Genomic DNA, 21626 nt, shown 5'->3' with positions numbered 1-21626 from the left:
TCTGGCTACAGAATTTCTTGACGACCATAGAGCATTGGAACCACCTGATCCCATCCCGAACTCAGTAGTGAAACGATGCATCGCCGATGGTAGTGTGGGGTTTCCCCATGTGAGAGTAGGTCATCGTCAAGATTCATTTCGCAAAACCCCTATCTGCGCAAGCAGGTAGGGGTTTTGTCTTTGTGCGCAAAAATTTCTAGCCTCGGGCCAATTCAGCCAGGTGCGCGATCCCCTCTTCACTTTTAAGTACCAGCACATCACCTACCAGCGTATCGAGCACGACTTCAGAGGTATTGCCAATCAAGGCACCTGAGATGCCCGTGCGCGCGACAGTGCCAATGACCGTGACCACTGCATCGAGCTTCTGCTCGGTATGAGGTATCAGCACATCTGCAGGGCCTTCTGCTACATGCAGGCGATCTTCGCTGATATCGTATTCGGCCTGGAAAGCACTGCACGCCTCTCGGTAGCGTTTTTCGATGGTTTCACTGAGTTGATAGACCGGATCGGATGCCGCCAGCATGGGGGAGGGATGCGCACTGATCACGTGCAGTTCACCTTTTGCCAGGCTGGCAATGTCATAGCCATGGTCGATGATGCTGGTATGCAGCCGCCGATGATCTTCGTCATCGTTACCGACATCCACTGCTGCCAAAATCTTGCCTCCCGTCCAGGGCCGCTCGCTCTTGACCATCAACACGGCGCAAGGGCACTGGCGCAGAAGTTTCCAGTCACTTGGCGTCAGCAATGCCTTGCGCAGGGGGTTGTCCGGCCGGTGTTCCTTGATCACCAGGTCACAGCCTTCAGCCTGCTGAACGGCGATGATCGACTCGTGCAGGGTCTCGTTCCAGTTCTGTTCATGAGAGACGTTATCGTAGCCATCGTCGTGTAGCTGACTGCCAAGCAGGCTGAGTAGTGCACTGTGATCCTGTTTTTTGTCGCACATGAGCAGGTGCAGGCGCGCACCGGTTACGCCGGCTATAAGCTTGGCACGGGTCAACGCACGGCTATGGGCATGATCGGGATCGAGTACCACTAGAATGCTACGGACAGCTTGCATGGGCATGAACTCCCCTCAAAAGATGGTGGCCTATGCCTGACTATAGTAGGCGAGCCTTGCGTCGCCGCTTGATGTACATCAAGCATAGCTACTGGCGCTCATGATTGGCGCCGGTATAATCGCCCGTCCTGCCTGCTGTGTGTGGTTGTACGTTATGTCCCTGATCCCCGAAATCGATGCCTTCCTAGGTTGCAAGACTCCAGACGCCTGGATCGAAGCGGCCATCGCCGACCAGGAAACCTTGCTGATCGACCACAAGAACTGTGAGTTCAAAGCTGCCAGCACTGCGCTGAGCCTGATCGCCAAGTACAACACCCACCTGGACCTGATCAACATGATGTCGCGCCTGGCCCGAGAGGAACTGGTACATCATGAGCAGGTTTTGCGCTTGATGAAGCGCCGTGGTGTGCCTTTGCGGCCAGTGTCGGCAGGGCGCTACGCCTCTGGCTTGCGTCGCGTGGTACGTGCCCATGAGCCAGTCAAGCTGGTGGATACGCTAGTGGTAGGGGCATTTATCGAAGCACGCAGCTGCGAACGCTTTGCAGCATTGGTCCCGCACCTTGATGAAGAGCTCGGCACTTTCTATCACGGCTTGCTGAAAAGCGAAGCGCGTCACTACCAGGGCTACCTGAAACTCGCCCATCAGTATGGTGATGAAGCAGATATAGCCCAGCGGGTTCAGCAGGTGCGCGATGCGGAAGCGGAGTTGATCCTGTCTGCTGACCAGGAATTGCGTTTCCACAGTGGTATTCCGATGGCGCAGGCCGCCTGATTTGAAGCAGCCGGCACTACGCCTGGGGAACGGTTTAGTGACGGCGGCCTAGCAGCAGGCCAATTACCAGGCCAAACCCGGCAGAAACCGCAACGGTCTGCCATGGGTGGCCGCCGATATAGTCTTGGGTTGCGTCTACTACCGGTTGTGCCTTGGCGCGCACCTGCCCGGCCGCCTCTCGAGCCTGGCGAAGTTTCAGGCTGACCTGCGCGCGCAGCGTGTCGGCTTCTTCACCTACCAGAGAGGCGCTGTCGTTGAGCAGCTTCTCCGACTCTTCGATCAATGCCTGCAGCTCACTGAACACCTGATCCTTGATCTGCTCGCTGTTAGCTGCAATGGCTGATTTTCGGGCCATGAACATGTCCTCGTCGATAGGGGGGTAAGCAATGGATGCCGGTGCGCCGGGAAAGTTGCGCCGGCTTAGCGATGAAGCAGCACTACGGTGTAAGATAGCGGCCATTTCAACTGGCAGGTACTTTCATGAGTTTCAATCTGGCCAACAGGAGCTTCGAGGAACGGGCACAGATCGAGGCAGAAAAGGCGCGGCTGTTCGAATTGTGGCAGAACAACCTGGGCAAGGCGAAGGGCGACGCAGCTCGGCTGATTTCGGAAAAGCCGCGCCGCAAGGGCAAATGGGCCGAATGGGTACGTGCCGAACTGGACGGCATGTCGCCGCCTGAATACGCCAGCATGGTACGCAGCGAGGTCAACAAGATGATGGCCGCCGCCAGCACCAACCGTTGATGATCCGCAGCCTGTCACCAATACAGGTTGCCCCCTTTGGGCAGGTCCAGCTTGCCCTCATCGGTGAAGCGCACGGTGCCCAGGGGGCCGCCAGCCAGTTTCCCGCGCAGTACATAAGGCATCCCTTGTAGCGAGTCGAGCCTGCTCAGACCATAGGCCTGGCGCAGGAATGCAAAAGCCGTGACGCTCACCGGTACCACCACCACCGCTTCACTGTAACGGCCAATATGCCCCTGCTGGTCGCTAACCCCAGAGGCCAGTGCCTGGCCATTGACCTCCAGATTCAGCGCGATGCCGTTGTAGTCGACTGGGGCCTCGTTAGGATTTTGTACACGCATCTTTACCGCCATGCGCATCTCCAGCTCTTGCCCCGCCAGTGGTTCGATGCCGATCACGCTGATGTTCAGCGGGTCGCGCGCCTGCAACAAAGCGCAGGCGTTTAACACGCCAGCCAGCAGCAAGACCAGCGATAGTCGGGCGTAGCGTTGCAAAGCGGCAGTCATGCAAATGGACCTTGCCAATGGAAACTGGCCTTAAGTGTGGCAAATGTAAGTCAGTGTTGAAAGCAGCGGTTCTACTTCTGAGGATGCCGCAATCTCACCCTTCGAGCATCGAAGGCCCATGCCTGGCATAGTCTGCAAGGCGAGCAGGGCTGCCTGAGGTTCATACTGAAACATCACGAATCGCATTCACCCTTTTTCTGCGAACGCCTCGCGCCTTACGCTATCAAACGCATGAGGCGCACCTTTTCGTACACGAGGTGGAGTATGAATCTTATATTGCCAGCCCTGGCCGTCGGCTTGTTGCTGGGCTTGTCTGCACAGGCGGCGCCCGTGCAGCCCTTGCTGCTCGCTGCCAGTAACAACAACCCCTACAACAGCCCGATCCAGCGCGCCAACCCCAACAGCCGCCAAGGCAGCCAACCTGTCACACCACCCGTGCGCGGCCCTTCTACCCAGCCCATCCAGCGCACACCTTCCCTGGACAACCGCGGCATCGGTAATGGTGAAAACCTGCGCCGCCAGCAGCAGACGCCGAATCTGGAACCCACCCGCCCACCGCGTGACACCCGGCGCGCGCCCTGAGTACCACTGAAAGGAATCCTGCATGATCAAAGCTACCTGGCTGACCACGCTTACCGCTGCCACACTGCTGCCACTGCTCGCGCACGCCGCCGCCGAGGAGCACTTCCCCAGCGAGGAGGGGCAGGTAACCGTCAGCACCGTGGCCGACGGCTTGCGCAACCCTTGGGCGCTCGCGTTCCTGCCAGGCGGCAAGGATATGCTGGTGACTGAACGCTCCGGTAACCTGCGTGTGGTCAATGCCGAAGGCAAGGTCGGCCCCCCCATAAGCGGGGTGCCCAAGGTCTGGGCAGAGGGCCAGGGCGGTCTGCTCGATGTGGTGTTGTCACCCGAGTTTGCCCAGGACCGTACCGTTTACCTGTCGTATGCCGAAGAGGGCAGTGATGGCAAGGCCGGCACTGCCGTTGGTCGTGGCCAACTGTCCGAAGATCGCGCACGCTTGGAGAACTTCGACGTGATCTTCCGTCAGCAACCGAAGCTTTCGGTGGGCAATCACTTCGGCTCGCGCTTGGTGTTCGATCGCCACGGCTACCTGTTCATTGCGCTGGGCGAGAACAACCAGCGCCCCACGGCGCAGGACCTGGACAAGCTGCAGGGCAAAATCGTGCGCATCCTGCCCGATGGTGAAGTGCCCAAAGACAACCCCTTCGTCGGGAAAAAAGCAGTTCGCGCCGAGATCTGGTCATTCGGCCACCGTAATCAGCAGGGGGCGGCCCTCAATCCTTGGACCGGTAAGCTCTGGACCCACGAACATGGCCCCCGCGGCGGTGACGAGATCAATATCCCGCAGGCGGGGAAGAACTACGGTTGGCCGATCGCCACCCACGGCATCAACTACTCGCTGATGCCGATCCCTGAGGCCAAGGGCGAACATGTCGACGGTATGGTCGACCCGCATCATGTTTGGGAAAAGTCCCCAGGCATCAGTGGCATGGCTTTTTATGACAGCTCCACGTTCAAGGCCTGGGACCACAATCTGTTCATCGGTGCGCTGGCTACCCAAGAGCTGATTCGCCTGCAGCTAGAGGGCGACAAGATCGTCCATGAGGAGCGCTTGCTAGGGGATTTGAAGGCGCGAATCCGCGATGTGCGGGTTGGGCCGGATGGATACCTGTATGTGCTCATCGATGAAAAGGACGGGTCGCTGCTCAAAGTGGGTCTGAGCGAGGGCTGAAAGCTATTCCGGGCTTTACCGGCCCTATCGCTGGCAAGCTGCCTCGCTAATTGCAAGCGCGGTGATGCATGAGTGGGCGCAGGCTTGCCGACGATGGGGCCCTTCAACATAATGCTGCATGGCATTTGACCCCAAAACGCTCTATCAGCAGGCCCTTGCCGATCAAGGCTACGTCCCCGACCCGCAGCAAGCGCAGGCCGTCAATGCCTTGCAAGCCTGTTTCGAAGCCCTCGAGCGGGGCAGTCCCGCCCAGGGGCTTTACCTGTGGGGGCCGGTCGGCCGCGGCAAGACCTGGCTCATGGACCTGTTCCACCGCGGCCTGAGCATTGCCGCCCGGCGTCAGCACTTTCACCATTTCATGGCATGGGTCCATCAGCGGCTGTTCCAGCTCAACGGCACCGCGGATCCGTTGCAGGCTCTTGCCCGAGAGCTGGCAGGGCAAATCCGCGTGCTGTGCTTCGACGAACTTTTTGTCAGCGACATCGCAGATGCAATCATTCTCGGCCGCCTGTTCCAGGTGTTGTTCGATCATGGCGTGGTGGTGGTTGCCACCTCCAACCAGCCGCCGCATCTGCTGTACCAGGACGGTTTCAACCGCGATCGTTTTCTGCCGGCCATCACCGCCATCGAACGGCACATGCAGGTCCTGGCGGTGGCAGGCGAGCAAGACCATCGTCTTCACCCTGGGGCCGCACACCAGCGCTACTGGGTGGCTGAAGCTGGTAAGGCAAAGGCGCTCGAGGCGGTTTTCAAGCAGCTCAGCCCCGACGATCCGGGCAGTGCGCAGCCGTTCGCAGTGGGTTCACGGCAAATCCAAGTGATCCGGCGTAGCAGCCAAGCGATCTGGTGTCGCTTCGCCGACCTGTGCGAGCAACCACTGGCGGCGATGGAGTTCATGGCGCTGTGCGATCAGTTCTCGGCAATCCTGGTCGAAGGCATTCCAGCCCTGAGCGGCGAGCAGCGGGCCGGGCGTATTGCCCGTGGTACCGAGGATGGAGTCGCGCGGGTAGAGGCGGGGGATCGGCAACTGCCAGCGCTGGCTGCCAAGGATGACGCCGTCCGCCGCTTCATTGCCCTGGTCGACGAATGTTACGACCGTAGGGTGGCGCTGTACCTTGAGGCGCAGGTTCCGCTCGAAGCGCTCTACACTCAAGGGTATCTGGCGTTCCCGTACCAAAGGACCCTGAGCCGGCTACGGGAGATGCAACTGCAACGCTTCGCCTGAAGGAGCCGAACCATGGAGCCGCTGTCGCATCATCTGCTGACCCAGGCCTACAACAATGGCTGGGCCAATCACCGCCTGTACAAGGCCTGCCTGCAACTGACCCAGGACGAGTTCGTCGCGCCTCGGTGCAGCTTCTTCCCATCGATCAAGGCCACCCTCAACCATTTGCTGACGGTGGACTGGTTCTACCTGCACATGCTCGAGTGCGAGCAGCGTGGCGAGGCGCCTGAGCCCGACGGCGAACGCTTCTTCGAGCCGGAGCAACCTTTTGCCACATGCACCGACCTGCACGCCGAACAGGCCCAGGCTGACCACCGGCTGATCGCCTACTGCAGTGTGCTGAGCGACGACCAGCTATCGCGCTACGTGAGTATCGTAAGGCCCGACCGTGTGCAGCGTGAACAGCGGTTGCGCTTGCTTGCCCACCTGTTCGAGCACCAGATCCATCACCGTGGGCAGGTCCATGCCATGCTCAGCGATACAGCGGTGCGACCGCCCCAGCTGGATGAGTTCTTCTGTGAGGAAGAGGCCGGTTTGCGGGCGCATGATTTTGCCGAGCTTGGCTGGAGCGAGGATCGCGTCTGGAGGTGATGCCGTGCTGTTGTGGATGGCTATTCAGTTGGGGGCCTTGCGCCGAGGCTGCCGTGCCTTGCTGCCCATGGCCTTGGCGCCGTTAGCTGCAGGCTTGCCTTTGCCCCCGCTCCTGCGCTTTTTCTTCCACGGCGCCGCCTTGCCCACCGCTGGCCCGTTTATTGTCATGCGCATGCCGCTGCAGCGCTCGACCAGCTTGCCCATCCATGCCGACTGCCGCGCCACGAAGTCCTCCAGGCTCATTTCACCACTTTGCACCATGTCCAGCGCCTGCTCCCAGATTGCCGTGGTACCTGGGTCGGCGATGGCGCGTGGCACTGCGTCGATAAGGCTGAAAGCCGCTGGGGTGGCGGCCAGTGCCTTGCCGTTCTTGACCAGGTAGCCGCGGTCGAGCAGGCCCTGGATGATGCTGGCACGGGTCGCCTCGGTGCCGATGCCGGTGGTTTCCTTGAGCTTCTGTTTCAGCCGCGGGTCGTCCACCAGTTTGGCGACGTTCTTCATGGCCTTGATCAGGTCGCCTTCGGTGAAGGGTTTGGGCGGTTGGGTCCACAGGTCTTTCAACTGCAGGCCCTGCACCGAGCAGTCCTGGCCCTCACGCAACGTTGGCAGGACTTGCGCCGGCGGCGCTTCGCGGCCTTTGGCCGGGGCCAACGCTTCTGGTAATGCGCGACGCCAGCCCGGCTCCGCGATCTGCTTGCCCACGGCGCGCAGTGCATGGCCTGCACAGTCGAACTCGGCTTGGGTTCGATCGTACTCGTGGTTGGGTAGGAACTGGGCCAGGTAACGGGCGCGGATCAGGGTATAGACCGCCTTGTGCTTGGCCGGCAAGCGTGACGGGTCGCTGGCGGCCGCAGTAGGGATGATGCCGTGGTGCGCGGTGACCTTGGAATCGTTCCAGGCCCGCGAGCGGCGGTGCGGCTCAAGGTGCGCTTGCAGCGGCGCCAGGCTGCTATCGGCGCGCTGTAATGCAGTGAGGATTGCCGGCGCTTCGCTGTGTTGGCTGACCGGCAGGTAACCGCAGTCGCTTCGTGGGTAAGTGATCAGCTTGTGGGTTTCGTACAGGGCCTGGGCAATGTCGAGGGTTTCCTGGGCGCCAAGGCCGAACTTCTTTGAGCACAATTCCTGCAGGGTGCCGAGGTCGAAGGGCAGGGGTGCTGCCTCGCGTACGCGTTCGGTGGCCACCTTGAGCACCCGTGCGGTGCGGGCGTTGCCGATATCTGTTGCGGCCTGTTGGGCCAGCGCCTGGTTAAGGCAGCGCCCATGGTCGTCGCAGGTATCTTGCGGTGCTCGCCATTGGGCGTTGAAGCCAATGTTGGCATGCTCGAGTTGCACGTCGATGGCCCAGAACGGTAGCGGTACGAAATCAGCGATGCTACGGTCGCGGTCCACCACCAGGCGCAGGGTGGGTGTTTGTACCCGGCCAACGGGTAGTACACCCTGATAGCCGGACTGGCGGCCCAACAAGGTGAAAAGCCGGCTCATGTTCATGCCGATGAGCCAGTCGGCGCGTGAGCGGCCCAGCGCCGAGTGATAGAGGTTGAAGGTATCCTGCCCCGGCAGTAGGCGTGCCAGCGCCTTGCGAATCGAGGCATCGTCCAGAGCGGACAACCACAGGCGCTGAATGGGCCCACGGTAGCGACAATGCTCGACTAGCTCGCGGGCGATCATTTCGCCTTCGCGGTCGGCATCGGTGGCGATTACCAGTTCGCGTGCTTCGCCGAGCAGGCGCTTGACGGCCTTGAACTGGCTGGCAGTCTTGGGCTTGACCAGCATCTTCCACTTTTCCGGAATGATCGGCAGGTCGGCGAGGTTCCAGCGCTTGTAGCGTTCGTCGTAGCTGTCGGGCGGAGCGGTTTCCAACAGGTGGCCGATGCACCAGGTGACGCAGACGTCGGTGCCTTGCCAGCAGCCGTCGCCCCTGCGGTTGGCGCCAAGGATCTTGGCGATGTCTTTTGCCTGGGAGGGTTTTTCGCAGAGGAACAGGCGCATGGCCGGGACGCTTTATCGAGGGTGATAGGCAGTAGGATGCGCAAGCGGGGGCGCGGTGGCAAGTTTTATCTGGATGGATGTACAGGTTTGTTATTGCATGGTTTACCCAAACAACGCAGTTGCCGTAGGAGCGGCCTTGCGTCGCGAAAGGGCTGCGAAGCAGCCCCGACGTTACAGACAGCGCTGCAATAAGCCCGGGGCCGCTGTGCGGCCCTTTCGCGACACAAGGCCGCTCCTACACGGGTTTAGCGCAAGTTTGAAGCTTCAGGCGATCTCGCGGGAGTCGCGCACCATGTCCACATGCGGGATGCCGGCTTCGAGGAATTCCTCGCTGACCACGCGAAAGCCCAGCCGCTCATAGAACGGCGTGGCATGCACCTGAGCACTCAGCATCTGCTGCTTGAGGTCGCGGTTCTGCGCCTCAAGGATTACCGCATTGACCAGCGCGTCGCCAACCTTCAGCCCGCGCCAGTCCTTGAGCACCGAGATGCGCCCGATGGTGCCGTCCGCCAGCAGGCGGGCCGTGCCAATAGGGTAATCACCTTCCAGCGCCAGAAAGTGCAGCGCGTCCTGGTCTTCCGAATCGAACTCCAGCTCCGGCGGAATGTGCTGTTCGGCGACGAACACCGCTTCACGGATACGACGGATATCGGCGTTGTCTTTCTGCCAGTCGGCGAGGCGCACACGAATCTTATTCATTGGCGAATCCCAAGCTTCCTTGTTTGATCAATTGCTGTACCAGCATAAGGCCATCTTCATCCTCCAGCCACTGTGCAAGGTTGTCGATGTGTAACGCGTCGGCGGCACAAACCAGCTTCAGCAGCTCGCGCAGTTTGGCTGGCAACGGGCAACTGCGGCCGCTGGCGAACAGCATCAGGTCGTCGCCAAGCTCCGACCAGGCCATGCGTGCGCTTGGGTTGCGGATCAGGATGGCGCCATCTTCGAGCGCTTCGATCAGCTCCTGCTCGTCCAGTTCTTCACCGACGACCTGCTCGGGGTAGCGCGGCTCGGTCATGAACTGGCCGAACCAGGTCAGCAGCAGGTCCTTGTCGTTCATGTGCTTGTCGAGCAGGCCCTTGAGGCGGTCGAGGGCGTCGTGCTGGATCTGGTGTGGGTCGCTGGCAGGCTCGGCGTCGGCGTCGCTGTAGCGCTCCTCGTCCGGCAGGAACTGGCCGAGGAAGTCGGTGAAGTGGGTCAGCACTTCGGCGGCACTTGGGGCGCGGAAGCCGACCGAGTAGGTCAGGCAGTCGTCCACGGCTACGCCGTAGTGGGCCAGGCGCGGTGGCAGGTAGAGCATGTCGCCTGGCTCCAGGGTCCATTCGCCGCTCTGTTCGAATTCGGCGAGGATGCGCAGGTCGGCATGGTCCAGCAGCGGGCTGTCGCTGTTGCACATCTGGCCGATCTTCCAGTTGCGCTGGCCGTGGCCTTGCAGCAGGAACACGTCGTAATTGTCGAAGTGCGGGCCTACGCTGCCACCGGGGGTGGCGAAGCTGATCATCACGTCGTCGATGCGCCAGCTTGGCAGGAAGCGGAAGTGCTCCAGCAGTTCGGCCACTTCCGGTACGAACTGGTCGACGGCCTGAACCAGCAGGGTCCAGTCCTTTTCAGGCAGGTCGGCGAAGGTGTCTTCGTTGAACGGGCCGCGGCGCAGCTCCCACGGGTGGGCGCCGTGCTCGAGCACGATGCGCGACTCGACTTCCTCTTCCAGGGCCAGGCCGGCCAGCTCGTCGGGGTCGATCGGGCTTTCGAAGTCCGGGAATGCCTGGCGCACCAGCAGCGGCTTCTTCTGCCAGTAGTCGCGCATGAATTCGCGGGCCGAGATGCCGCCGAGCAACTGCAGTGGAGTATCAGGATTCATGTTCAACCTATTGAAAAAACGTAATTTTCGTCCGGGAATAAAAACGCCCGGCCAGGCCGGGCGTTGAAGGCGACGCTCAGCTTAGATGCGTTTGGCCTGCGCTGCGGCGTTACCGATGTAGCTGGCAGGGGTCAATTGCTTGAGCTCGGCCTTGGCTTCGGCTGGCATGTCCAGGCCGTCGATGAAGGTCAGCAGCGCTTCTGGGGTGATGCCCTTGCCACGGGTCAGCTCTTTGAGCTTCTCGTAGGGGTTCTCGATGTTGAAGCGGCGCATCACGGTCTGGATTGGCTCGGCGAGGACTTCCCAGCAGGCGTCCAGGTCGGCGGCGATACGCGCGGCGTTGACTTCCAGCTTGCCGATGCCTTTCAGGCTGGCTTCATAGGCGATGACGCTGTGGGCGAAGCCCACACCCAGGTTGCGCAGCACGGTGGAGTCGGTCAGGTCACGCTGCCAGCGCGAGATCGGCAGCTTGCTGGCCAGGTGCTGGAACAGGGCGTTGGCGATACCCAGGTTGCCTTCGGAGTTCTCGAAGTCGATCGGGTTGACCTTGTGCGGCATGGTCGACGAGCCAATTTCGCCAGCGACGGTCTTCTGCTTGAAGTAGCCCAGCGAGATGTAGCCCCATACGTCGCGGTCGAAGTCGATGAGGATGGTGTTGAAGCGGGCGATGGCGTCGAACAGCTCGGCGATGTAGTCGTGCGGTTCGATCTGGGTGGTGTACGGGTTGAACACCAGGCCCAGTTCGTCTTCGATGAAGGCGCGGGCGTTTTCTTCCCAGTCGATCTGCGAGTAGGCCGAGAGGTGGGCGTTGTAGTTGCCCACGGCGCCGTTGATCTTGCCCAGCAGCGGCACGGCGGCCACTTGAGCGATCTGGCGCTCCAGGCGGTAGACGACGTTGGCCAGCTCTTTGCCCAGGGTGGTCGGCGAAGCCGGCTGGCCGTGGGTGCGCGACAGCATCGGCACGTCGGCGTGGGCATGGGCCAGGGCACGAATGGCTTCGGCGATCTGACGCATCAGCGGCAGCAGCACGTCGTCGCGGCCAGCACGCAGCATCAGCGCGTGGGACAGGTTGTTGATGTCCTCACTGGTGCAGGCGAAGTGGATGAATTCGCTGACCTTTGCCAGCTCAGGCAGTTGCGCAGCCTGCTCCTTGAGGAGGTATTCGATCGCCTTGACGTCATGGTTGGTGGTGCGCTCGATTTCCTTGACGCGTTCAGCGTGCTCGAGCTTGAAGTCGGTGGCCAGGCCGTCCAGCAGGGCGTTGGCTTCAGCGGAGAACGCCGGCACTTCGCCAATTTGCGGGTGAGCGGCCAGGCGCTGCAGCCAGCGCACTTCGACCAGGGCGCGGAAACGGATCAGGCCGAATTCGCTGAAAATGGGGCGCAAGGCCTGGGTTTTGCCGGCATAACGGCCGTCTACAGGGGAAACCGCAGTGAGCGAAGAAAGCTGCATGGGGTGTTCTCGGACAGTCAGGCTTTTGGAAGGGCGCATATGATACATGAAAAATGCCTGTAGGAGCGGCCTTGCGTCGCGAAAGGGCTGCGCAGCGGCCCCCAAATCGCCGCCCCAGCATAGATTGCCGGGGCTGCTGCGCAGCCCTTTCGCGACGCAAGGCCGCTCCTACCGAGGGTTCAGCGCCGCCTTCAGGAAGGTGTGCGCATCATATCGTACAGTTCGTTGAGCAACTTGCGCCGGCTGAACACCAGCTGCCAGCGATGCCCGCCCAGCTGGCGCCACAGGCGTGCGGCGCGGATGCCTGCCAGCAGCAGGGCGCGGATCTTCGACGCGTTGCTGGCCTGCTGCAGGAAACGCATGTCGCCATGCACCTGAATGCGCTGGCGCAGTGTGCTCAAGGTGTCCTGATACAAGGCGCCGCTGGAGGCGATGACGTTTTCGTGAACCAGGCCGAAATGGTCGGCCTGTGACTGGATTTGCGGCAGGCGGTTGCCGATGGTGTCGAGCAGGTCGCCACGCTTGTTCAGCTGGCGTTCCAGCCCGAGCATCGACAGCGCATAACGCAGCGGTTCGCGCTGTAGGCTGCTGGGGTCGCGTTCCAGGGCGCCGACCAGGGCGCGGTAACCGTCGCGCAGGTTGAGGTCGTCGCCACCGAATACCTCCAGGGTGTCCTTGGGGTCGCGCACCAGCAGGCTGCCCAGCATGCAGCCGATATCGGCCTCGCTGGCCTGGCCGGTGCGGGCGATGCGGTCGACCAGCACGGCGGCCTGAAACACCCCACCCAGGGCAATCAATTGCTCCTGCAGTTTGTTCATGCGCGCGGGCTCCACGGCTCGGCCGTCTCGATCACGCCGCCGCCCAGGCACACCTCGCCGTCGTAGAACACTACCGACTGGCCAGGGGTAACGGCGCGCTGCGGCTCGTCGAACACAGCGCGGTAGCCGCTTTCGGTCAGCTCCAGGGTGCAGCGCTGGTCGCTCTGACGGTAGCGCACCTTGGCAGTGAGCGTACGCGGGCTGCTGAGGTCGATCGGGTTGACCCAGAAGATCTCCGAGGCGAGCAGGGCGCGGGAGAACAACCAAGGGTGTTCGTTGCCCTGGCCGACCACCAGCACATTGCGGGTCAGGTCTTTGTGCAGCACGTACCACGGCTCGTCGCCGGCGTCTTTCAAGCCCCCGATGCCCAAGCCCTGGCGCTGGCCGATGGTGTGGTACATCAGGCCGTGGTGGCGGCCGATGACTTCGCCTTCGGTGGTCTGTATCTCACCTGGCTGGGCCGGCAGGTACTGCTTGAGGAAGTCGCTGAAGCGGCGCTCACCGATGAAGCAGATACCGGTGGAGTCCTTTTTCTTGGCAGTGGCCAGACCGTGCTTTTCGGCGATGGCGCGAACCTCGGGCTTTTCCAGTTCGCCGACCGGGAACAGGGTGCGGGCGATTTCCTTGCCGCCGACGGCATGCAGGAAGTAGCTCTGGTCCTTGTTCGGGTCCAGGCCCTTGAGCAGTTCGGTGATCGCGCCGGTGTCGCGGCGGCGCACGTAATGGCCAGTGGCGATCAGGTCTGCACCCAGCGACAGCGCGTAGTCGAGGAACGCCTTGAACTTGATTTCGCGGTTGCAGAGGATGTCCGGGTTGGGTGTACGGCCGGCCTTGTACTCTTCGAGGAAGTGCTCGAAAACGTTGTCCCAGTATTCGGCAGCGAAGTTGGCGGTGTGCAGTTTGATGCCGATGCGGTCGCACACGGCCTGGGCGTCTGCCAAGTCTTCACGGGCAGTGCAGTATTCGGTGCCGTCGTCCTCTTCCCAGTTCTTCATGAACAGACCTTCCACCTGGTAGCCCTGCTCCATGAGCAGAAGGGCGGAGACGGAAGAGTCCACGCCGCCGGACATGCCGACGATGACGCGGGTCTTGGCGGGGTCTTTGAGTGCTGGGCTGGTCATGGCTACCGATGTGTATCAAGGGGGAAAAGCGCCGAGTCTACCAAACCCGAGGCTGCGCGTCAGTCGCGCAGCAAATCAAGGCTATGCAGCGGGCCTGCAAGGTAGTCATCCAGGCAGCGTGGTACCAGCTCGCTGCGCCAGCGGTCGGGGGCAGCCAACAGTTCCTCGCGGGTGAGCCAGACGGCACGGACGATGTCGCTGTCCAGCGCAAGGTCGGCGTGGTGGTGCACGGGGCGTGCGGCAAAGCAGATGCGCTGGTAGGTCACGCCGTTGCTGGGTGCGGTGTACAGGTAGATGCCGACCACGCCGGTAAGCTCGACTTCCCAGGCGGTTTCCTCCAGGGTTTCGCGCAGGGCGGCCTGGGGCAGTGTTTCGTTTGGCTCCAGGTGGCCGGCGGGCTGGTTGAACACGTGCTGGCCGGCTTTGAACTCTTCGACGAAGAGAAATTTGCCTGCGTGCTCGACGATGGTGGCGACGGTGATGTGGGGTTGCCAGGACATGGGCATTTCCTATGGTTGGCGCGGGCCGCTCCTACACAGCTGGCGCGTCTGTGCTTCAGAAAGCACAAACCCCGGTGCGTGGCCGGGGTTTGTGCTGTTACCTCAAGCGAGCCTTACAGGGCGGCAATGGCGCTGTTCAGGGTCTGGCTTGGGCGCATCACCTTGGCGGTCAGCTCGGCATCCGGAGCGTAGTAGCCACCGATGTCGGCCGGCTTGCCCTGCACGGCGTTGAGCTCGGCGACGATGGTCGCTTCGTTCTCGGCCAGGGTTTTTGCCAGTGGTGCGAAGCGCGCCTGCAGGGCGGCGTCGTCAGTCTGGGCGGCCAGCGCTTCTGCCCAGTACAGGGTCAGGTAGAAGTGGCTGCCACGGTTGTCGATACCACCGACTTTGCGCGAAGGCGACTTGTTGGTGTCGAGGAACTTGCCGGTGGCCTGGTCCAGGGTGTTGGCCAGGACCTTGGCGCGCGGGTTGTCGTAGGTGTTGCCCAGGTGCTCCAGGGAAGCGGCCAGGGCCAGGAATTCACCCAGCGAGTCCCAACGCAGGAAGTTTTCTTCAACCAACTGCTGCACGTGCTTGGGTGCCGAACCGCCAGCGCCGGTTTCGAACAGGCCGCCGCCGTTCATCAGCGGCACGATCGACAGCATCTTGGCGCTGGTGCCCAGCTCCATGATCGGGAACAGGTCGGTCAGGTAGTCGCGCAGCACGTTGCCGGTCACCGAGATGGTGTCCTTGCCTTCGCGGATGCGGGCGAGCGAGAACTTGATGGCGTCGACCGGCGCCAGAACGCGGATGTCCAAGCCTGCAGTGTCGTGATCCTTCAGGTACTTCTGCACCTTCTCGATCATCACGCCGTCGTGGGCGCGGGCTGGGTCCAGCCAGAACACCGCCGGGGTGTCGCTCAGGCGGGCGCGGTTGACGGCCAGCTTGACCCAGTCCTGGATCGGCGCGTCTTTGGTCTGGCACATGCGGAAGATGTCACCGGCTTCGACGTTCTGCTCCAGAACGACCTTGCCCTTGCCATCGACCACGCGCACGACGCCGTCAGCCTTGACCTGGAAGGTCTTGTCGTGGGAGCCGTACTCTTCGGCCTTCTGTGCCATCAGGCCGACGTTCGGTACGCTGCCCATGGTGGTCGGGTCGAACGCGCCGTTGGCCTTGCAGTCTTCGATGGTGGCCTGGTAGATGCCGGCGTAGCAGCGGTCCGGGATGATCGCCTTGGCATCCTGCAGCTCGCCAGCGGTGTTCCACATCTTGCCCGAGTCACGGATCATGGCCGGCATCGAGGCGTCGACGATCACGTCGCTCGGCACGTGCAGGTTGGTGATGCCTTTGTCGGAGTTGACCATGGCCAGGGCCGGGCGCTCGGCGTACAGGGCCTGGATGTCGGCTTCGATCTCGGCCTGCTTGTCGGCTGGCAGATCCTTGATGCGGGCATACAGGTCACCGATGCCGTTGTTGGCATTGAAGCCCACTTCGGCCAGCGCGGCAGCGTGCTTGGCCAGCACTTCGCCGTAGAAGGCTTCGACGATGACGCCGAACATGATCGGGTCCGAAACCTTCATCATGGTGGCTTTCAGGTGCACCGACAGCAGCACGCCAGAGGCCTTGGCATCGGCGATCTGCTCGGCGATGAAGGCTTTCAGTGCCTTGCGGCTCATGGTTGCGCAGTCGATGATTTCGGCGGCTTTGACGGCGGTCTTTTCTTTCAGCACGGTGGTGCTGCCGTCTTTGGCGACCAGCTCGATGCGCAGGCTGTCGTCAGCCTCGATCAGTGCGGCCTTTTCGCTGCCGTAGAAGTCGCCTTGGGTCATGTGGGCAACGTGCGACTTGGAGTCGGCGGCCCAGGCACCCATCTTGTGCGGGTGCTTGCGCGCGTAGTTCTTGACCGACAGCGGTGCGCGGCGGTCGGAGTTGCCTTCGCGCAGTACCGGGTTCACGGCGCTGCCCTTGATGCGGTCGTAGCGCGCGCGGGATTCTTTTTCTTCCGCGGTGGCCGGCTCGTCGGCGTAGTCCGGGATATTGAAGCCCTTGCCTTGCAGTTCCTTGATCGCGGCCTTGAGCTGCGGTACCGAGGCGCTGATGTTCGGCAGCTTGATGATGTTGGCTTCGGGTGTGGTAGCCAGTTGGCCCAGTTCCGCCAGGTGATCGCCTACCTGCTTCTCGGTGCCCAGTTGCTCCGGGAATGCCGCGAGGATGCGGCCAGCCAGGGAAATGTCGCGAGTTTCGACGGCGATGTCAGCCGAAGCGGTGAAAGCTTCGACGATCGGCAGCAGCGAGTAGGTGGCGAGGGCGGGGGCTTCGTCGGTGAAGGTATAGATGATCTTGGAACGGGTGGGCATGCGGGTTAACTCTCTATGTGCTGAGCGTACTCGAGTCTCGAGGTGCGCAGGGTAGGCGCTTCGCCCTGGCGACGCCATGAGCGGAAAGTCGAGAGGCTGCGAGCGGTGATGGTGGATGCATCAGTCGAGCGTCAAGTGCTGAACTGCGGTAACAGCCCAGGCTTTTTGGCCAGTTACTGGCCGAGGGCGAGCCGCATTTTCCTGGGATTCGCCCCGATGACCCTTCGGTCGCGGCGCAGTATATCAAACCAATCGGGCTATTCAGCAAGGCGAAGTGACATCGGCGCCATTTATAAGACCAAAGACGTAGCGGCAATGTGGCGTGATGTCGCAGCGCTTGCAGGTCGGCAGATGTGGTTTAGGCTCAGTGGGATCGCATGATGTCCAATCACACCCGAAAGCGGAGTAGTGCAAGCATGGGATACCAGAAAATCAAGGTTCCGACCGACGGCGCCAAGATCACCGTCAATGCAGACCATTCGCTCAACGTGCCCGACAACCCCATCATTCCCTATATCGAAGGCGACGGCATTGGCGTCGATGTCTCACCGGTGATGATCAAGGTGGTGGACGCTGCCGTGCAGAAGGCCTACGGCGGCAAGCGCAAGATCGCCTGGATGGAAGTATACGCCGGGGAGAAGGCCACCCAGGTCTATGACCAGGACACCTGGCTGCCCCAGGAGACCCTGGACGCGGTGCGCGACTATGTCGTATCGATCAAGGGGCCGCTGACCACTCCGGTCGGCGGGGGCATCCGTTCGTTGAATGTGGCGCTGCGCCAGCAACTTGACCTCTATGTGTGCCTGCGGCCGGTGCTGTGGTTCGAGGGCGTGCCTAGCCCGGTCAAGAAGCCCGGCGATGTCGACATGGTGATTTTCCGCGAGAATTCCGAGGACATCTACGCCGGTATCGAATGGAAAGCCGGCTCGCCCGAAGCGAACAAGGTCATCAAGTTCCTCAAGGAGGAAATGGGCGTCACCAAGATCCGTTTCGACCAGGACTGCGGCATCGGCGTCAAGCCGGTTTCCCGCGAGGGCACCAAGCGCCTGGTGCGCAAGGCCCTGCAATACGTGGTGGACAACGACCGTGAGTCGCTGACCCTGGTGCACAAGGGCAACATCATGAAGTTCACCGAAGGTGCCTTCAAGGACTGGGGTTACGAGGTGGCCAAGGATGAGTTTGGCGCCGAGCTGCTCGATGGTGGCCCTTGGATGAAGTTCAAGAACCCCAAGACCGGCCGCGAGGTCATCGTCAAGGACGCCATTGCCGACGCCATGCTTCAGCAGATCCTGCTGCGCCCGGCCGAGTATGACGTGATTGCCACCCTCAACCTCAACGGCGACTACCTGTCCGATGCACTGGCGGCGGAAGTGGGTGGGATCGGTATCGCGCCAGGCGCCAACCTGTCCGACACCGTGGCCATGTTCGAGGCCACCCACGGCACGGCGCCCAAGTATGCCGGCCAGGACAAGGTCAACCCGGGCTCGGTGATCCTCTCTGCAGAGATGATGCTGCGCCACATGGGCTGGACCGAGGCGGCCGACCTGATCATCAAAGGCACCAATGGCGCGATTGGGGCCAAAACGGTTACCTACGACTTCGAGCGGCTGATGGAAGGCGCGAAGCTGGTGGGTAGCTCAGGCTTCGGGGACGAAATGATCAAGCATATGTGAAACAATTGAAAACCGGCCGCCCCTGTTGAGTGGGGTGGCCGGTTTTTTCGTATGCCGACGCAAAGCAGGGATCAGGCTTCAGCGGTCGATGATTGCGAGGCCCCCGTTGAGGTGCTGGCAATAGCGTTGGCGATTTCGGTCGCATGCAGGCCCTTGGGGCCCTGAACGATCTCGAAAGTCACGGCTTGTCCGGCCTTGAGGGTTTTGTAACCGTCCATCTTGATCGCCGAATAATGGGCGAACAGGTCGTCGGTTTTGCCGTCTTCATTGATGAATCCGTAGCCCTTGGCATTGTTGAACCACTTGACTTTACCGCTTGCCATCCCTATGTCCCTCTGCAAAGGACTCCATCACTGGAGTATCATCCACTTCATCCGCATACGAACCTTGCGAAAAATCTGGTTGACTGCGCGGATCTTTATCGACCACGGTGGGTTCTTATTGGTTGTAACACCGTTTTGCCGATAGTCAAGGTCGCCCCGTCTTTGCGCGGGCTGCGGCTTGAGCGGTCAACTCACAACCTTAACCTGTCGATCATGATGAAATTCTTTCCATGCATGCACGTAGCGAGATTCGACTAACATTCAATCAGGATCGCCCGCAATCGAATGAGGACGACGGCTCAGGGCTTGCGGTACAGGAAGCCAAGCCGATCCTGCAGGCGCCACCGATGTACAAGGTGGTTTTGTTCAACGATGACTACACGCCGATGGATTTCGTCGTCGAAGTGCTCGAAACGTTCTTCAGTCTGAACCGCGAGCTGGCGACCAAGATCATGCTGACCGTCCATACCGAAGGGCGGGCAGTGTGCGGATTGTTTACCCGGGACATCGCCGAAACAAAGGCCATGCAGGTCAACCAATACGCCAGGGAAAGCCAGCATCCGCTACTCTGTGAAATCGAGAAGGACGGTTAATCGCCGACCACTTGGGTATGAGGTGAAGCTATGTTAAACCGCGAGCTCGAAGTCACCCTCAATCTTGCCTTCAAGGAGGCTCGTTCGAAGCGTCATGAGTTCATGACCGTCGAGCATCTGCTGCTGGCACTCCTTGACAATGAGGCTGCTGCGACCGTTCTGCGCGCCTGTGGCGCCAATCTCGACAAACTCAAGCACGACCTGCAAGAGTTCATCGATTCCACCACTCCCCTGATTCCCGTCAACGACGAGGATCGCGAAACCCAACCGACCCTGGGCTTCCAGCGTGTGCTGCAGCGTGCCGTGTTCCACGTGCAAAGCTCTGGCAAGCGCGAAGTCACCGGCGCCAATGTGCTGGTGGCGATCTTCAGCGAACAGGAAAGCCAGGCCGTGTTCCTGCTCAAGCAGCAGAGCGTGGCCCGTATCGACGTGGTCAACTACATTGCCCACGGCATTTCCAAGGTGCCGGGCCACGGCTCACACAGCGACAGCGACCAGGAAATGCAGGACGAGGAGGGCGGCGAGACGTCGTCCTCGAGCAACCCGCTGGATGCTTACGCCAGCAACCTGAATGAACTGGCCCGCGCTGGGCGGATCGACCCGCTGGTAGGTCGCGAGCAGGAAGTCGAGCGCGTGGCGCAGATCCTTGCCCGTCGACGCAAGAACAACCCGCTGCTGGTCGGTGAGGCAGGGGTGGGCAAGACTGCCATCGCCGAAGGCCTGGCCAAGCGCATCGTCGATGGCCAGGTGCCCGACCTGCTGTCGCAGAGCGTGGTGTATTCGCTCGACCTTGGCGCACTGCTGGCGGGTACCAAGTACCGCGGCGACTTCGAGAAGCGCTTCAAGGCGTTGCTCGGTGAGTTGCGCAAACGCCCACAGGCCATCCTGTTCATTGACGAAATCCACACCATCATTGGTGCCGGTGCTGCGTCGGGCGGCGTGATGGACGCGTCCAACCTGCTCAAGCCGCTGCTGTCTTCCGGCGAGATCCGCTGCATTGGTTCGACGACCTTCCAAGAGTTTCGCGGCATCTTCGAGAAGGACCGTGCCTTGGCACGGCGCTTCCAGAAGGTGGATGTCAGCGAGCCGTCCGTCGAGGACACTGTGGGCATTCTGCGCGGCCTCAAGGGGCGCTTTGAAAGCCATCACAACATCGAGTACAGCGATGAAGCCCTGCGCGCCGCCGCTGAGCTGGCATCACGCTACATCAATGACCGCCACATGCCGGACAAGGCCATCGACGTGATCGACGAGGCCGGTGCGTATCAGCGCCTGCAGCCTGAGGCGAATCGGGTCAAGCGTATCGATGTGCCGCAAGTCGAGGATATCGTGGCCAAGATCGCGCGGATTCCGCCGAAGCACGTCACCAGCTCCGACAAAGAGCTGCTGCGTAACCTGGAGCGTGACCTGAAACTGACCGTGTTCGGTCAGGACCAGGCGATCGATTCGCTGGCGACGGCAATCAAGCTGTCCCGTGCAGGCCTCAAGGCACCGGACAAGCCGGTCGGCTCGTTCCTGTTCGCCGGCCCTACCGGGGTGGGCAAGACCGAAGCGGCGCGGCAGTTGGCCAAGGCGCTGGGCGTTGAGCTGGTGCGCTTCGACATGTCCGAGTACATGGAGCGGCACACTGTGTCGCGCCTGATCGGCGCTCCTCCCGGGTATGTGGGGTTCGACCAGGGTGGCCTGCTGACCGAGGCGATCACCAAGCAGCCGCATTGCGTGCTGCTGCTCGATGAAATCGAGAAGGCGCACCCCGAAGTCTTCAACTTGCTGCTGCAGGTGATGGACCACGGTACGCTTACCGACAACAACGGGCGCAAAGCGGACTTCCGCAACGTGATCCTGATCATGACCACCAATGCCGGCGCTGAAACTGCGGCACGCGCTTCCATCGGTTTCACCCATCAGGACCATGCGTCCGATGCGATGGAGGTCATTCGCAAGAGCTTCACGCCAGAGTTCCGCAACCGTCTGGACACCATCATCCAGTTCGGCCGCCTGAGTCACGAGACGATCAAGAGCATCGTCGACAAGTTCCTCATCGAACTTCAGGCGCAGTTGGAAGACAAGCGTGTGCTGCTCGAAGTCAGCGATGCCGCCCGCGGCTGGCTAGCGGCTTCTGGCTACGACGTGCAGATGGGTGCGCGGCCGATGGCGCGGCTTATCCAGGACAAGATCAAGCGGCCGCTGGCCGAGGAGATCCTGTTTGGCGAGCTGGCCGAGCATGGCGGTGTGGTGCACATCGACCTGCGCGATGGCGAGTTGGTGTTCGACTTCGAGACTACGGCAGAAGTAGCGTGATGCAAGGGGCC

21 protein-coding genes and 1 rRNA gene are annotated in these 21626 nt (G+C 61.5%); 10 read left to right on the top strand and 12 right to left on the bottom strand.

Annotated features, from left to right (window positions below; genetic code table 11):
• The first annotated feature begins 16 nt into the window (after window positions 1-16).
• Window positions 17-132: ribosomal RNA gene (rrf, locus tag NGJ21_RS00385) — 5S ribosomal RNA — on the top strand.
• A 64-nt stretch (window positions 133-196) separates the two neighbouring features.
• Here the strand turns inward: rrf and NGJ21_RS00380 are convergent.
• Complete coding sequence (locus NGJ21_RS00380; protein WP_115275507.1) at window positions 197-1060, bottom strand: universal stress protein; 864 nt, start codon at window positions 1058-1060, stop codon at window positions 197-199.
• Between the two features lie 154 nt (window positions 1061-1214).
• Between NGJ21_RS00380 and NGJ21_RS00375 the strand changes: the two genes are divergently transcribed.
• Window positions 1215-1832 carry a MiaE family protein gene (locus NGJ21_RS00375; RefSeq protein WP_115274326.1) on the top strand — a complete coding sequence of 206 codons (618 nt, stop codon included), beginning with the start codon at window positions 1215-1217 and terminating at the stop codon, window positions 1830-1832.
• Between the two features lie 34 nt (window positions 1833-1866).
• Here NGJ21_RS00375 and NGJ21_RS00370 read toward each other — a convergent pair whose 3' ends face one another.
• A complete protein-coding gene (locus NGJ21_RS00370) occupies window positions 1867-2187 on the bottom strand; it encodes an ElaB/YgaM/YqjD family protein (RefSeq protein WP_115274327.1) in 321 nt (106 codons plus the stop codon).
• A 125-nt stretch (window positions 2188-2312) separates the two neighbouring features.
• Between NGJ21_RS00370 and NGJ21_RS00365 the strand changes: the two genes are divergently transcribed.
• Complete coding sequence (locus NGJ21_RS00365; RefSeq protein ID WP_012315267.1) at window positions 2313-2576, top strand: hypothetical protein; 264 nt, start codon at window positions 2313-2315, stop codon at window positions 2574-2576.
• A gap of 14 nt (window positions 2577-2590) precedes the next feature.
• Here the strand turns inward: NGJ21_RS00365 and NGJ21_RS00360 are convergent, their stop codons facing one another.
• Window positions 2591-3079 (bottom strand): LEA/WHy family protein, encoded by a 489-nt coding sequence (locus NGJ21_RS00360; RefSeq protein ID WP_046788278.1) that lies wholly within the window; start codon window positions 3077-3079, stop codon window positions 2591-2593.
• A gap of 264 nt (window positions 3080-3343) precedes the next feature.
• Here NGJ21_RS00360 and NGJ21_RS00355 point away from each other — a divergent pair, with 264 nt between their 5' ends.
• The 4 genes from NGJ21_RS00355 to NGJ21_RS00340 all read left to right on the top strand — a co-directional run bounded on the left by NGJ21_RS00355 (window position 3344) and on the right by NGJ21_RS00340 (window position 6648).
• On the top strand, window positions 3344-3661 hold the full coding sequence (locus NGJ21_RS00355) for a hypothetical protein (protein WP_196996753.1): 318 nt from the start codon (window positions 3344-3346) through the stop codon (window positions 3659-3661).
• A 22-nt stretch (window positions 3662-3683) separates the two neighbouring features.
• On the top strand, window positions 3684-4832 hold the full coding sequence (locus tag NGJ21_RS00350) for a PQQ-dependent sugar dehydrogenase (RefSeq protein WP_115274328.1): 1149 nt from the start codon (window positions 3684-3686) through the stop codon (window positions 4830-4832).
• A 118-nt stretch (window positions 4833-4950) separates the two neighbouring features.
• Entirely contained in the window at window positions 4951-6057 is a 1107-nt protein-coding gene (zapE, locus tag NGJ21_RS00345; RefSeq protein WP_115274329.1) for a cell division protein ZapE, read from the top strand.
• A 12-nt stretch (window positions 6058-6069) separates the two neighbouring features.
• The gene (locus NGJ21_RS00340; RefSeq protein WP_115274330.1) at window positions 6070-6648 is read left to right on the top strand and encodes a DinB family protein; all 579 of its coding nucleotides are present in this window, start codon (window positions 6070-6072) and stop codon (window positions 6646-6648) included.
• Window positions 6649-6672: 24 nt separating this feature from the next.
• Here the strand turns inward: NGJ21_RS00340 and NGJ21_RS00335 are convergent, their stop codons facing one another.
• From NGJ21_RS00335 to NGJ21_RS00300, 8 genes are all read right to left on the bottom strand, one after another.
• Window positions 6673-8637 carry a DNA topoisomerase III gene (locus NGJ21_RS00335; RefSeq protein ID WP_115274331.1) on the bottom strand — a complete coding sequence of 655 codons (1965 nt, stop codon included), beginning with the start codon at window positions 8635-8637 and terminating at the stop codon, window positions 6673-6675.
• 264 nt (window positions 8638-8901) lie between these two features.
• Window positions 8902-9336, bottom strand: coding sequence for a GNAT family N-acetyltransferase (locus NGJ21_RS00330; protein WP_012315260.1), 435 nt, complete (start codon window positions 9334-9336; stop codon window positions 8902-8904).
• The gene (locus NGJ21_RS00325; protein ID WP_039604938.1) at window positions 9329-10495 is read right to left on the bottom strand and encodes a ribosomal protein uL16 3-hydroxylase; all 1167 of its coding nucleotides are present in this window, start codon (window positions 10493-10495) and stop codon (window positions 9329-9331) included. Before NGJ21_RS00325 ends, NGJ21_RS00330 begins: the two co-directional genes overlap by 8 nt.
• A gap of 81 nt (window positions 10496-10576) precedes the next feature.
• Complete coding sequence (gene purB, locus NGJ21_RS00320) at window positions 10577-11947, bottom strand: adenylosuccinate lyase (protein WP_046788271.1); 1371 nt, start codon at window positions 11945-11947, stop codon at window positions 10577-10579.
• A gap of 191 nt (window positions 11948-12138) precedes the next feature.
• The gene (gene hflD, locus NGJ21_RS00315; protein WP_012315257.1) at window positions 12139-12765 is read right to left on the bottom strand and encodes a high frequency lysogenization protein HflD; all 627 of its coding nucleotides are present in this window, start codon (window positions 12763-12765) and stop codon (window positions 12139-12141) included.
• A complete protein-coding gene (mnmA, locus tag NGJ21_RS00310; RefSeq protein WP_046788269.1) occupies window positions 12762-13886 on the bottom strand; it encodes a tRNA 2-thiouridine(34) synthase MnmA in 1125 nt (374 codons plus the stop codon). The genes hflD and mnmA overlap by 4 nt, the downstream gene beginning before the upstream one ends.
• Window positions 13887-13945: 59 nt before the next feature.
• Entirely contained in the window at window positions 13946-14386 is a 441-nt protein-coding gene (locus NGJ21_RS00305) for an NUDIX hydrolase (RefSeq protein WP_046788268.1), read from the bottom strand.
• A gap of 113 nt (window positions 14387-14499) precedes the next feature.
• Complete coding sequence (locus NGJ21_RS00300) at window positions 14500-16725, bottom strand: NADP-dependent isocitrate dehydrogenase (protein WP_115274333.1); 2226 nt, start codon at window positions 16723-16725, stop codon at window positions 14500-14502.
• Between the two features lie 416 nt (window positions 16726-17141).
• Between NGJ21_RS00300 and icd the strand changes: the two genes are divergently transcribed.
• Window positions 17142-18398: an NADP-dependent isocitrate dehydrogenase gene (gene icd / locus NGJ21_RS00295; protein ID WP_012315253.1), complete on the top strand. Its 1257-nt coding sequence runs from the start codon at window positions 17142-17144 to the stop codon at window positions 18396-18398.
• 71 nt (window positions 18399-18469) lie between these two features.
• Here icd and cspD read toward each other — a convergent pair whose 3' ends face one another.
• A complete protein-coding gene (gene cspD, locus NGJ21_RS00290) occupies window positions 18470-18721 on the bottom strand; it encodes a cold shock domain-containing protein CspD (RefSeq protein WP_012315252.1) in 252 nt (83 codons plus the stop codon).
• A 230-nt stretch (window positions 18722-18951) separates the two neighbouring features.
• Between cspD and clpS the strand changes: the two genes are divergently transcribed.
• Both clpS and clpA read left to right on the top strand, forming a co-directional pair.
• Window positions 18952-19314: an ATP-dependent Clp protease adapter ClpS gene (gene clpS, locus NGJ21_RS00285; protein WP_012315251.1), complete on the top strand. Its 363-nt coding sequence runs from the start codon at window positions 18952-18954 to the stop codon at window positions 19312-19314.
• A gap of 30 nt (window positions 19315-19344) precedes the next feature.
• The gene (gene clpA, locus NGJ21_RS00280) at window positions 19345-21615 is read left to right on the top strand and encodes an ATP-dependent Clp protease ATP-binding subunit ClpA (RefSeq protein ID WP_039601928.1); all 2271 of its coding nucleotides are present in this window, start codon (window positions 19345-19347) and stop codon (window positions 21613-21615) included.
• Window positions 21616-21626: the final 11 nt, after the last annotated feature.

The sequence above is a fragment of the Pseudomonas sp. Marseille-Q5299 genome, from assembly GCF_943737035.1.
Lineage (GTDB): Bacteria > Pseudomonadota > Gammaproteobacteria > Pseudomonadales > Pseudomonadaceae > Aquipseudomonas > Aquipseudomonas putida_E.
This window is presented reverse-complemented; position numbering and strand designations above follow the sequence as displayed.